The following is a 12,063-nucleotide window of genomic DNA, read 5'->3' as shown; positions in this document are numbered from 1 at the left end:
AGGATTAATGACTTTTATACTTTTAATAGTTACTTGATTACCCTCTTTTAAATTTTCACTATAATCAAAACTAAGCTAAAGTCCTTGCTTTGGCATATAAATTTGCTTATTTTCGGTATTCATAAAAATACCCTTAGGTCCAGTCATCTCAATTACATCTGGCGTAATAAGCTCTCCAATTAATTCTGTATTTTCCTGTTTAAAAGCATCAATGTTCTGTTTTATAGCTGATACAGCACCAGCATCAATATCCAAACCAAAATTTGAAAAAAACTCTAAGATATCAAAAGCTTTACTTGCAGGATTAAGTTTATCTATAGCTTCACCTACTGAAATATAAAAAGCAGCTAATCCTGATCCTTTTATAGTAGCTCCTAATGCAGGTTCACCATGTTTTATTCTATTTTGTTCAAACTCATTCCATTTATTCTGAAACTCTACAAGTTTATTATATACATTTACAATTAATAGTGGTGAATTAAGAGAAGTATCAACTCCATCATTATTATGGTTATCACTAGTATTTTTACTTTTTGCCATTTATAATCCTTTTCCAATATATATAAAATTCTTTCCTGTCTAAAGTTAGTTCTTTCCCTCTGACACATCGCACAGAAAATTTTGCTTCCATGCCACCTTTAATACCTCGAAAGTGTGGATTTTTAAAATTAATAAACCATAAAGTATGATCTTCTTCATCAAAAAATGTAGAACTTACATAGCTACCTAAGCTAGAATATTTGATAATAGAATTAGTATTGTTTTTTTTTGTTTCATCTACTAAACTATATAATTCACCCGCATTTGGTAATCGCCAATCATTATATCCACCCATCTCAAGCTCATCACAATATTTTTGAGCACCTTTAAAATTTCGTTTAATACTATTAGTATCCCTATCATCTTGCCACATTAAATTAGTTTTTGGATCAATAACATAATTTTTAGCTTGTTTTTGTTTTTCAAACTTTGCTTTTTCTGCCAAATAAAATCGATTAGTTTTAATATCAACCATTTTATAAAACTGTTTTAAAAGTTTGCAACTTTTTTGGTGATTTTTAGAACAAAGTCTTTTATATATTCTCTCTGGTTTTAAAAAACTTTTTGTTGCTCCACCTTCACCAAAAAGCTCAAAGTTTGCTACCCAAAAGCAACTATCATCTATATTGGTGTCATATGAAAAATAAATTGATAATAAAAGAAAAATCCCCTTACTTCCTAAAGTTAATGCATTCTTTCACTCAGCTTATCAATGACTTTTTAAAACGATATCAAATAAATACTGATAATACGAATAAGGGATAATATTTAATTATGAGTAATTTAATTTATAGACCAGAAATTTTTGAAAACTTCTATAGTAGTTTTTACAATTATAATATTTCATTATTTAATGAAGTAAAAAAGAGAGATATAAAGCCTAATACAATTTTAGATCTAGGTTGCGGAACAGGGTTATCAACTAGAGCACTTGCAAAAATATTTAATGATTCACATATCCTTGGAGTAGATAGTAATGAGTCATTAATTGACAAAGCAAATGCTTCATTTATTCCTATTAATGTTGACTATAAAATATTCAATGCTATTAAAATCGATGCATTAGAAAAGAGATTTGATACAATCTTTATTAAAAGTGTTTATCATCTACTAGAAATTGAGAGTAAAAGTTTTTTAGATAAATGTTTTAAAATATTAAATGAAAATGGTACTATATATATTATTGAAAGAACCAAAAAATCATTAAAGAGCTTCCCTTTATTTGATGAAGCGAAGAGTTTATGGAAGACTCAATACAAAGCAAGGGAAGGTCTTTACAATCTAAATAAAAAATATGATGTTGAACATTTTACATTTGGACAACATGTTAGTATTCCAAAAGAAATTTATTTAAAAGGAATTTCCTCAAAACAAATGTCTTGTTTATGGAGCTTCAATGATATGATAATTGAAGAATGGATTAATAATAACTCTGTAGATGAAGAAGAAGTAAAAGTTCTAGAAGAATATGATATCTTTAGTATTAAACAGTATTAGTAAAATATTTGTTGAAGAATAGGAATGCAATAACCAATATAACCAATACTAATAAAACTATTAAGAGATATTGTTTGGTTAAATAGTACCTATGGTTATCTTTTTGTATCTTTAAATAATTAAAAACTCTAAGTATTTTATTAGTATTCATAAGCCCATATTTATTAAAATCATGTACTATATATATTATATATGTTACAGAAGAAGCAAAAGCAATTGCTATTAAATCACCTATTAAAGTACTCTCTCTATAAGTTATTACATATATTAAACTGACAATTCCTAACATAAATATAACAAGGAGTTCTGGAAAAGTTACTGATTTAGATTTAAGTAAAAATAACTCTTTATTTAGTACAAATATTTTTTTAGTTATTTGTATTTCATAATGAGAAAAAGCATTAGACAAATAGCTTATCATATTAAAATTTTTATCTCTATCTAGCATTTTAACCTTTATGGTATTTATAACTTGAAATTTTTCTTTTTCACTAACCTCTGCTTTATCTAAGTTCTTACATACTGTTTCTAATATATTTAATAATATAGCTTCTTCGTCTTTTCTTTGATTCCATATCCTATTTAATAAAAAAGCAGTATAGAAAGTAAATACAGTTGCAGTCATATTTACCATTGAGTTATTAGTGGAAGAATGTAGTGGTGGAATTAGATAACATATCCCTGAATACATTATAATAATAGAGAAACATATATTAACTGTATGAAGAATCTCTTTATTAAAATGAATTAAGATATTTGAAGTTACTATTAAAATTAAACCTACAAATATATAATTGTTAAACTCTTCATCCGTCATAAATAAAAGAATAAAGGTACTTATCACTGGAACAAAATATGCTACTGAACTAAAGTCTTTATTTTCTATCTTATTTAAAGATAATGTCCAAAAAACATTACCTAAGAAAATACTAAATAGACCAAGAAAAAAACTTAAGATAATTACTTCTACTTTAGTATCGATTATTTGTGGGTGTATAAGAAATACAATGAATAAAACAATTATAAAAAAGAAAGATGTATATATAAAGTGATTTAAATTGCCATAGAGATTTGTTTTTAATTTACTCAAGGTAAAAAAGTATATTGCTGCACTTATTGCAGAGACTAAAGATATTCCAAGATATTTATAATCAGACATAAAATTTAAAGTTAATTCATCTCCTGATGCAATTAATACAGCACCTATAAATGATGTAAAAATAAAAATTAAACTTGTAACTTTAGTCTTTTTTAATGCTTCTTTTCCTGATATAAAACTGCTAAAAATAAAAAAAGAAGTGGCCACATATAGTTTATAATATTTCCTTGCACTACATACGGTGTAGAAAAAATATAATATATACTTAAGTAATGAAGGCAAATAAAGACTGCAGAGATGAAAATATACAATTTCAACTTATGATTATTTTTTAATATTTCCATATTTGATTTTAGATGATGTTTCTCTTTTAAAAAGAAATAGCCTATTGAAAAAAGAATACTAAATAGAATAGAAAAGAAAGCTACAGACAATCCATCTTTAGGCTCTGCATAAGATTTTACTATATAAGCAGTAAAGCTCCAAATGAATATGGCACTAAAACCAAATAGATAACCTATATTAAAGTATTTGCCTTTTTTTAATTCATGCATAATTAAATATTATCCTTTGTTAAATCTATTCTAGCAAAACTTTAATCTTTAAATCATAAAATATTATGATACAATAATTCCATACGGTGGTAATATATTATTTACAATGTCAAACCTATGTGATTTTAAAGCAACGTGAAAATTTCTCCAGTTACTATTTATGAAATCATCTTTAAATTCAAATATTTCATCTTTTTTATCATACTCTTTATCTTGATTTATTGCATTATATTTCCATGAACCAATACCTTTAGGAATATAATTTAAATCTACTGAACCAAAAGAAAAATCTCCATCTTTAATTGATTTAAGCCATTGTTCTAACCTAACTTCACCATCATCACTTCTAAAGTTTTCAAAATTTTTCTTTATCTGATTCATGTCATTTTCAATTGGATCTTTTACTTCCTGTCCTAATTCACTTAAAACTCTTCCAAGTTGACCAAATATATCATATGCAGCATTTGTAAATAAATCAAGATTATCTCTTTTTATTTCTTCCCCAAGCCCATTAGTATAACTCCAGTTTAAAAAAGGCATATCTGGACAAGTAAGAGCAGCACCATGCCCCATAGGAAACTTTCTACTTAAAGTTTTAGATTTTAATGAGTCAAAAAAACTCATATTATAGTTATGACAAACTAAATTTTTTACTTTGTTAACATCGTGAACAACACCAGCAAAACCTTGATGTGCAAAGGTATCAGCAAATACATGCATAGTTATTCCAACTCTATGAAGGAAGTGTGGTTTATCTTTATCTTTAATACAGGCATCTAGCATTTTTACTGCAACATCACTATAGGGAGTACAGATTAGTTTTTTTATAAATGAACCATCAGGGTTTTCCCCTGCATTTAATTTATCATTTCCTGGTAAAAAATGGAAAGGGACCCATACTAGATGATTCTCATGTGCATCTAAGTAATATTTCAAGTCGTAAGCTTCCATAGTGTGTGCAGAACTAATTCTACTAAACATAGCTCCATTATCAAACTCTATTATTCCACTATTTGTAGCATCATCTACATATTGTGCTGAATAGGCTATAATCTCTGCTTTGTCATGTTCAAACCCAACCATTCTTGACAAAACATAAGTAAGTGCATAATGTCCATCTATTTGCATGATATAACCTTTTATATATTTAAATATATTATAATAGTATATTTATTTAATATATATTAACTAGAGTGATTTAATATATATATATATATATATTGTTAGATTATGAGATGTTTAAAAATGTTTAAAAAGAAAGTGTTTATTAGTTTTGTAGTTACTAATTATATATATTGAATTATAAATAATATGAGGTTTTTAATAGAGAGTTTTATGTAATCTATTAAAACCTCTGACTATATATATTATGTATTTTCACATTTGTTAAGTTAAAAATAACTTAATAGGTTTTAGAAGCTATTATTAATTTTATATTTTATTTGATTTAGTTCTTCTTGTCTATTTACAACATATACAATGATTAATTTAAATAAATAGAATATCTAATACATATTTAAATGTATTTTATCGAATATAATAATTATAAGTGATTATATAATAGTGAAATATGAAATTAGAATGGACTAGTTAATCTTATAAATAAACAGTAAAAAAATTATTTTAAGCATGCCATAATTAATAATCTTATAATATACTTTTATAATTTTATTAAAGGAGAAACAATTGAGAAAAATAATTTTAGGATTAGGATTAGGGGCAAGTCTTTTATTTGCAGTGCCTTCATCAGAAGTTGATTTATTATCATCTGTTACAAATGGTGAAGTAAATGGTGTAAATTTAGAGTTAAATAAATCAGATATGGAAAAAGCAAATGGAGGATATACATGGAGACAACCTCAGGTAGGTAAGGTCTTTCATAATAAAACGCTAAATACTGTAAATAATGCATTAACTAATAAAAGAAGAGGAACTACAACTAGTGGAAAATCTATGGTTGATAGACTATATAGTAATAATACCAGTTCTTATAAGGTAATAAGTACACGAGAGTTTAATAGCTTTAGAAGAAGATAGACTATTGATTTAAACCTTTAGATTATTAAACTAATAATCTAAAGGTTACACTCTTGTAAAATAAAATAATTTAATAGGAAATAATATGGAAATAAGTTTATCAGGAACAGTATTTAAATCATATGAAGTAGATACAAAAAATAGAACAAGAGAAGAACTTTCAGAAGAGAGTCTTTCTTTCGATAAGACTTTAACAAAAACAAATGAATCAGAAAATATAACTTATCAAACAACTAATGAAAATGAAAATACTACGAATATAGTATTTACAGATCCTACTAATGGAAATCATGTTCAAGTTGCTTTAGATAATTCAACAATCGATAGACTTAAAAGGAACTTCTCAGAAGATGATTTTTTTCAAAGAGAAAATGGTGACATAAGACTTAATGCAGAAGCAGAAGCTTTTGTATCTGGTTGGTTTGCAGATATTGCATACAAAAGAGAATTCTTATCCTCTGATGCAGATAATGATGGAAAACTTACCGAAGAAGAATATCTTAACACTAAAAATAATTTTGGAATTGAAGGTATTGATACTTTTTCAAAAAAAGGAATTTCAACACATGAATCAGTATATAGTGCATATGTTCAATCAAAAGACATTGATTCATTTATGTATAGAACAGGAACAGAAGTAAACTCTTTAGATGATGAATTAAATTATACTTTAAATATTGACAAAGATCTCGATGGAAAAATTTCTTTAGAAGAATCATATAAAGGAGAAGGGACTATTGAGGAAAAAGTAAAAAACAATATAAAAGAATATTATTCAAATCCAGAAAATATGATTAAAGGTGAGTTGTCAAATTTTTTCAATGATGCAATTAACTTTTTAATTGACACTTTAGAAAAAGAAAAAAAATATGATAAAAACGGCAATATTGAGATAGATAAAAAACAGTGGGAAGAAATACAGAAAAGACATAATATCTTAATTACAGAGAGTTTAAAACAAGATTTTGAGAGAAAGAGAGAAAAAATTGAAGATATTTATGCATAGAAATATAATAAAACTATTATTACTTATAGGAATATTGAATATACAGATTTTTGCATCTGATGCAATAACAGTGGATAGTCTTTTTAAAAAAAAAGATGATTTTAGATTAATTACAAGTATTGATACTATTAATTCAGATGGTACAAGAAGGTTTTCTTCTTATCCTAATTTACTTAGTTACGATGATGGGACTATTATAACTGAATCAAAAAAAGTCTTTTTTGGTCAAACTCTTTTATATAGTTACAGTTCATCTCTTGATTTATTTTTATCTTATAATTTAAGTTATGAAAATTTAGATTTAATTGAATCCAATAAAATTAAAAATGAAACAGACTTTGATTTTGATAGTTTATGGATTGGAGGAAGTTATAATTTTGATAAAAAAATAGCAGGCTTTAGACAATCTTTATCTTTTCAAACATCTTTAACTCAAAAAACCAAATATCAAAATGAAGAAGATAATTATAGCTTAAAAAGTTACAATATAAAGTATAGTTTAAAAAGCTTTTCTGACCCCTTAATTTCAACATTTTATTTAGGTACCACTCAAAACTTGGATAGAAATATAAATGATATTGAATTAGAACTTCCTAATTCATATTCTGTTGGATTAGATTTATTCTTAATATTAAACCCTGACGTATCATTAAACCTTAATTTTGAACAAAACTATCAAACTGAAATGAAAGAAGATGGGATGAAAGTTAATAGTTCTACTATCTTATCCACTATGGGCTTTGGAATAACATATAATATAAATGAAGCAAATGCAATTACAATTAATGCAGGCATTGGTACTAGTACTAATGCTCCAGATAGTAGATTATCACTTTCATTATGGCACAAATTTTAGTACTACTTTGTTTTTTTAACTTATATTTATATGCAAATTTTAATGTTGAATCATTAATAGAATTAAAATATAAAGATGTGACAAAACAAACATTTGAAGAAAGTTGTGGAGCAAGTTCTCTTTCAACTTTATTCAATCTTTATGGTATTCAATTAAGTGAAAAGATTTTATTAGAACAATTAAAGACTACTAATGTTGTAAATTTTCTTGATTTACAAAAAATTGCATATAAGAATAGTTTTCATGCAAAAGGGTATAAAATAAATAAAAATGTTTTTGAAAAAATAAAAGTGCCAGTTATTGCACGAATTATAAGAAAAATGGGATATCCTCATTTTGTGGTTGTTCAAAACTTTAGTAAAAAGAGTGTACTTGTTTTAGATCCTAATGCAGGTAAATTCATAGTTTCAAAAGAATATTTTTATTCATTATGGATTGAGAAGGATTCAAATTATATACTACTAGTTTTACCAAAAGATAAAAACATTAAATTAAAAAAAATAAATAGCTTTAAGGAAAAATATTTATAATAGAATTTTATATAAAGACTAACTAAATTAGTTACTTTACACATACAAAGATATAGTTTTTATCATTATTACAATAATAGCAGGCGAGAACACAATTGTCTTTAGTATTAAAAACCTTGCTCATTTAATATTTTATAATTCTTACAACCACTGCTGTTCCCCAAATTACACCCCCTTCCAAAATATTCTTTTGCTAAGTATATATCAGGCTTAGAAGCATCCCCATTGTTATAATACATAAACCCAACATCAATGCAAGACTGTTGAGCAATAGCTTTATCAAATTTATTATTAGTCTTCATATTACACATAGTGTTAAAAATTTGTGTTGCTAGTAGTTTATTTTGTTTGACAATATTACCATCTCTATAAGCATATCCAATAAATTGACATCCTGTATAGTCATTATGATCACATGCTTGTTTAGAAAATTGCATAAACTTTTGGTTGTCTTGTCTAACACCCTCACCCTTATAATACATCCAAGCTAAAGTATCGCATTTTTTATTTGTTCTTTGACAAACTTTTGAATAAAGCTCAGCAGCTTTTCTTTTATTAATTTTTATACCTTCACCATTTCTATTCATATATGCTAACCTAGTGCAGGCATCATAATTATATTTTGCTATCTCACTATTTAGTTTATTAAAGTCCTCACTGTAATGATGTTCATCTAATTGTAATTCTTCTGCTTTTGCAAATACTTCTTGCCAATGTATTGCATCTATTTCTTGAAAATGTTCATTATCAAACTCTATTAGTGCTTGTTCTTTTTGATTTTCTAAAGAAGATATTTTTTCTTTTATGTCTTGTTTATCTTCAGATAAAAGTTCTATTTGAATATTAAGATTTTGAATATGCGATTGGATTTCATTTTTATGCTTACTATTATTTGAGTTTTCAAGCATTTTTTCAGCGCTACTAAGCTGATTTTCTAAAGAGTTCAATTCACTATTTATAGAACTTAACTTATTATCTGATTCTGAAATTTGTTCATCATATTGAGTAATTAAGATATTTCTTTCATTTAAATATAAATCAATATCTTCTTGAGAAATATCTGATTGAAGAAAATCAACATATTCTTTATATGTAGTAAAGTGATATTTTTGAGCAAAAGCTTCCATTGAACTACCAATATGATTCTTCTTTTGTATAATCTGTATATTTTGCTATTTTTTCTAAACTTACATTATTTGCTTTTATTTCTATACTATCTAATACTTTTTTTCCATTTTCTATTTTAAATAAGAAATCATCTTTATCAGACACTAACTCTATAACTTCGTTATTATTCATTTTTATTGTTACTTTTTTTATATATTTATAAATTATAAAAAATATAATTACTTTTTATTTTAGAATAATCATAACATATTTTTGTCACACTTATGTCACAATATTAAGCTTAAATTAATATTTATATACACATTTTATACTAAATGCTCTTTTTCTTTTAAAAGTGAACCTCCATCCCTTGCAGATTTCATAGTAATCCTAGAGTTGTTCATTTAGCAATAGAGACTTATTTAGAAAGACCAGAAAACGTTTTAACTTATGATGCAAAAGAAGTACTACAGTATTTAAAAGAAGAAGGAAGATATGATCCAGAAAGTTCTTTAGGTAAATATAAACTTTAAGATGTGGAGCTTTCCTCCATATCTTATTTTGCTATTAAATTCAAAATATCATAAATAGCCATCTCTTCTCCCCTACTAATTGCTTTCCACGTTCTATAGTGCTTAAAATGATTATACAACTCATAATTCATTATTCTCTTTTTTCTATTTATTAGGCTAAGAAAAACTTTTCTTGAGTAAAGATATCCCTTTATACTTTCCCCTCAGTAATGAAAGTTCTTTATCTTCTACTACATTTGTCTGCTCATAAACAATATTCACGCACTGAAGTTTACTATAGTCTTCATATTTTTTTATTTGGTATATTTCAAGGAGATTTGGTTTCATTCTGCATTATATTACAAAATGCTATAAAATTTCAAATTGCAATATAATTAATCAAGTACTAATATAAATCTAAAAATGCATATTCAAAAGGTTCTAATACTCTTTTAATAAAGGTGAAGTCTTTATCAGAAATATTTTCTGTACTTAAAAATTCATTATTTGTAGTATAATTCATGAAAGAGTCTATTGTAGGTAAAGAAATAGATGCAAGAAAAAAGATACCTAAAGAAATACCTTCATATTTATTATTCATTTTTTCTATTATATTTTTCTTTTTTTCTAAAAAATCATAAAAATTTTTAGATAATTCTTCCATACCAAATTTACCATTTAAGTAAAAATTTTTAGATAATTCTTCTTTTTGAAATATGCAATTTGAAATATCAATGAAAATTACTCCATACTTATTAGAAGTTTCACTATTTATATTTCTGCTTAATTGCTTTCCTGCATAGTCAATATTTTCTTCTAGTTTACTTTCAGAAGTTATTTTTTTACATTCTCCAAATATTGTAAAGTTTTCTTTTTTTACCTCTACATCAGCATTGTTTTTAAAGATTACATCAAAACCAGTTTTTTTAAAATATGCATTTATTAATAACTCAAATAAAAAATTTCTATCTTCTGAAGGAGTAGCATATGTTTGAATCGTTTTACCAGATGATGCTAACCACTCTTGTGACTCTTTAAGTTTTAATAAAAAATTATCGATTGTTGATTCCTTTATTTATAGTTACATATCATTGTACCTATTATCTACTTATTAATTAATGGCTTAATTTCCACCTCATCAATTTCCGTATCAAACATACCATAATCAATAAATTCATTTCTATGAAAATTATCTTCACTCCCCTCTTCTCTTAGATTAAACGTAAAAACACCTTTTACTATAATTGCTCTTTTTTCTTTTAAAAGTGAATCTCCATTATGCCTGTCCATTTTTATATAATCAACATTTCTTTTATTAGAAATTTTCATATACTCATCAAAGCTCACCATATAAATAAGATTAGATTCAACCTCAAAACTAAAACCTATTAAAATTTGATTTTCATTAGTAATGTCTTCTTTTAAGATTTTAATGTTCTTAAGTGTATCAAAATCATATATTTCAGTATGACAGCTATAGATATTTTCTGCTAAATAACTTAAATTTACAAACTTAACTTCATTCATTTCAAGATAAAAGTAATTCATTTTTTTAGTTAAAATTTCTTCTTTCAAGAAATCAATAAACTTATCAGAAGAAATATAATTCGATAGAACTTCAAACTTATCATGTTTCTTATCAAGTTCCTCTTCTATTTTAGATATCTCTTCTTTACTTAAGAATTTATCAATAGAGCTATATACAAATATCCCATCTTTTTTTTCTAAATACTCTTTAAACACATTATCATTATTTAATATATGTACAGTACTAATTTCTTTATGTAAATCTTCAATAGTAGTACATATCATTGCATCTGGTATATCTGTTCTATTCTTAATTGATTTAAATACTGTTCCACCTGTAAAATAATGATTCATAACCTCTGTCATTTTACTATTATCAAAAGGTAATACTTCTACTTTAAAGAGTTCAACCCAATAGTTAAACTCTTTTTCAATTGTATTTTCAATATTTGATGATATCTCTTTTAGAGTTGACTCTATATCTTGAAGCTTTTTCTTTATGTTATCTTGATTTGACATGAAGTACCTATCTACATCAATGATATCTTTTGTTCTTAGCTTTGATCTATAAGTATCATACTTTTGTGTTAAAAACTCATTTTTCACTATTTCAGGAACATATAACTTAACTATATCTTCATCAATAAGTCTTTTTAATCTTTTCATTCTTGGTGAGCTAAAGTTTTCACTCCTTAAAATATTAGTATCAAATACTACATGGTGCTTCATTCTTATTCCTTCGCCTTTTATAAAATCTATTTTATCTTTATTTATATGAATTTTTTAAACTTTTGGATA

General features: G+C 25.3%; 14 protein-coding genes. 5 read left to right on the top strand and 9 right to left on the bottom strand.

Going from position 1 to position 12,063, the window contains the following annotated elements:
- Positions 1 to 75: 75 nt before the first annotated feature.
- Positions 76 to 540, bottom strand: coding sequence for a hypothetical protein (locus CRV02_RS13400; RefSeq protein WP_129090764.1), 465 nt, complete (start codon positions 538 to 540; stop codon positions 76 to 78).
- Complete coding sequence (locus CRV02_RS13395) at positions 527 to 1,015, bottom strand: DUF1566 domain-containing protein (protein ID WP_129090763.1); 489 nt, start codon at positions 1,013 to 1,015, stop codon at positions 527 to 529. Before CRV02_RS13395 ends, CRV02_RS13400 begins: the two co-directional genes overlap by 14 nt.
- Before the next feature lie 299 nt (positions 1,016 to 1,314).
- Between CRV02_RS13395 and CRV02_RS13390 the strand changes: the two genes are divergently transcribed.
- A complete protein-coding gene (locus CRV02_RS13390; protein WP_129090762.1) occupies positions 1,315 to 2,037 on the top strand; it encodes a class I SAM-dependent methyltransferase in 723 nt (240 codons plus the stop codon).
- Here CRV02_RS13390 and CRV02_RS13385 read toward each other — a convergent pair.
- From CRV02_RS13385 to CRV02_RS13375, 3 genes are all read right to left on the bottom strand, one after another.
- On the bottom strand, positions 2,024 to 3,343 hold the full coding sequence (locus tag CRV02_RS13385; RefSeq protein ID WP_129090761.1) for a DMT family transporter: 1,320 nt from the start codon (positions 3,341 to 3,343) through the stop codon (positions 2,024 to 2,026). The two genes, CRV02_RS13390 and CRV02_RS13385, sit on opposite strands and share 14 nt — an antisense overlap.
- Entirely contained in the window at positions 3,289 to 3,690 is a 402-nt protein-coding gene (locus CRV02_RS15150) for an EamA family transporter (protein WP_129090760.1), read from the bottom strand. Before CRV02_RS15150 ends, CRV02_RS13385 begins: the two co-directional genes overlap by 55 nt.
- Positions 3,691 to 3,753: 63 nt before the next feature.
- Entirely contained in the window at positions 3,754 to 4,818 is a 1,065-nt protein-coding gene (locus CRV02_RS13375; protein ID WP_129090759.1) for a DUF6765 family protein, read from the bottom strand.
- Between the two features lie 558 nt (positions 4,819 to 5,376).
- Between CRV02_RS13375 and CRV02_RS13370 the strand changes: the two genes are divergently transcribed.
- From CRV02_RS13370 to CRV02_RS13355, 4 genes are all read left to right on the top strand, one after another.
- The gene (locus tag CRV02_RS13370; RefSeq protein WP_129084207.1) at positions 5,377 to 5,727 is read left to right on the top strand and encodes a hypothetical protein; all 351 of its coding nucleotides are present in this window, start codon (positions 5,377 to 5,379) and stop codon (positions 5,725 to 5,727) included.
- Between the two features lie 85 nt (positions 5,728 to 5,812).
- The gene (locus CRV02_RS13365) at positions 5,813 to 6,733 is read left to right on the top strand and encodes a hypothetical protein (protein ID WP_129090758.1); all 921 of its coding nucleotides are present in this window, start codon (positions 5,813 to 5,815) and stop codon (positions 6,731 to 6,733) included.
- Between the two features lie 34 nt (positions 6,734 to 6,767).
- Entirely contained in the window at positions 6,768 to 7,589 is an 822-nt protein-coding gene (locus CRV02_RS13360; protein WP_129084209.1) for a hypothetical protein, read from the top strand.
- On the top strand, positions 7,574 to 8,119 hold the full coding sequence (locus tag CRV02_RS13355) for a C39 family peptidase (RefSeq protein WP_129090757.1): 546 nt from the start codon (positions 7,574 to 7,576) through the stop codon (positions 8,117 to 8,119). The genes CRV02_RS13360 and CRV02_RS13355 overlap by 16 nt, the downstream gene beginning before the upstream one ends.
- A 107-nt stretch (positions 8,120 to 8,226) precedes the next feature.
- Here the strand turns inward: CRV02_RS13355 and CRV02_RS13350 are convergent, their stop codons facing one another.
- The 4 genes from CRV02_RS13350 to CRV02_RS13340 all read right to left on the bottom strand — a co-directional run bounded on the left by CRV02_RS13350 (position 8,227) and on the right by CRV02_RS13340 (position 11,994).
- The gene (locus CRV02_RS13350; protein WP_129090756.1) at positions 8,227 to 9,246 is read right to left on the bottom strand and encodes a tetratricopeptide repeat protein; all 1,020 of its coding nucleotides are present in this window, start codon (positions 9,244 to 9,246) and stop codon (positions 8,227 to 8,229) included.
- Positions 9,247 to 9,250: 4 nt separating this feature from the next.
- A complete protein-coding gene (locus CRV02_RS14885) occupies positions 9,251 to 9,418 on the bottom strand; it encodes a hypothetical protein (RefSeq protein ID WP_164969011.1) in 168 nt (55 codons plus the stop codon).
- Between the two features lie 726 nt (positions 9,419 to 10,144).
- Positions 10,145 to 10,402 (bottom strand): hypothetical protein, encoded by a 258-nt coding sequence (locus tag CRV02_RS13345; protein WP_129090755.1) that lies wholly within the window; start codon positions 10,400 to 10,402, stop codon positions 10,145 to 10,147.
- Positions 10,403 to 10,842: 440 nt separating this feature from the next.
- Complete coding sequence (locus CRV02_RS13340; RefSeq protein ID WP_129090754.1) at positions 10,843 to 11,994, bottom strand: PIN domain-containing protein; 1,152 nt, start codon at positions 11,992 to 11,994, stop codon at positions 10,843 to 10,845.
- Between the last annotated feature and the right edge of the window lie 69 nt (positions 11,995 to 12,063).

Source organism: Arcobacter sp. CECT 8989, from assembly GCF_004116715.1.
Taxonomy (GTDB): Bacteria; Campylobacterota; Campylobacteria; order Campylobacterales; family Arcobacteraceae; genus Halarcobacter.
Note: the sequence above shows the minus strand (reverse complement) of the source record. Positions and strands in the feature narration are given on the sequence as shown.

Excerpts from the sequence above, each read along its gene's own strand:
- CRV02_RS13355 (WP_129090757.1), top strand. The coding sequence starts at position 7,574 with ATGGCACAAATTTTAGTACTACTTTGTTTTTTTAACTTATATTTATAT.
- CRV02_RS13345 (WP_129090755.1), bottom strand. The coding sequence starts at position 10,402 with ATGGAAGAATTATCTAAAAATTTTTATGATTTTTTAGAAAAAAAGAAA.
- CRV02_RS13395 (WP_129090763.1), bottom strand. The coding sequence starts at position 1,015 with ATGGTTGATATTAAAACTAATCGATTTTATTTGGCAGAAAAAGCAAAG.
- CRV02_RS13340 (WP_129090754.1), bottom strand. The coding sequence starts at position 11,994 with ATGAAGCACCATGTAGTATTTGATACTAATATTTTAAGGAGTGAAAAC.
- CRV02_RS14885 (WP_164969011.1), bottom strand. The coding sequence starts at position 9,418 with ATGAATAATAACGAAGTTATAGAGTTAGTGTCTGATAAAGATGATTTC.
- CRV02_RS13400 (WP_129090764.1), bottom strand. The coding sequence starts at position 540 with ATGGCAAAAAGTAAAAATACTAGTGATAACCATAATAATGATGGAGTT.
- CRV02_RS13365 (WP_129090758.1), top strand. The coding sequence starts at position 5,813 with ATGGAAATAAGTTTATCAGGAACAGTATTTAAATCATATGAAGTAGAT.
- CRV02_RS13375 (WP_129090759.1), bottom strand. The coding sequence starts at position 4,818 with ATGCAAATAGATGGACATTATGCACTTACTTATGTTTTGTCAAGAATG.
- CRV02_RS13350 (WP_129090756.1), bottom strand. The coding sequence starts at position 9,246 with ATGGAAGCTTTTGCTCAAAAATATCACTTTACTACATATAAAGAATAT.
- CRV02_RS13390 (WP_129090762.1), top strand. The coding sequence starts at position 1,315 with ATGAGTAATTTAATTTATAGACCAGAAATTTTTGAAAACTTCTATAGT.
- CRV02_RS15150 (WP_129090760.1), bottom strand. The coding sequence starts at position 3,690 with ATGCATGAATTAAAAAAAGGCAAATACTTTAATATAGGTTATCTATTT.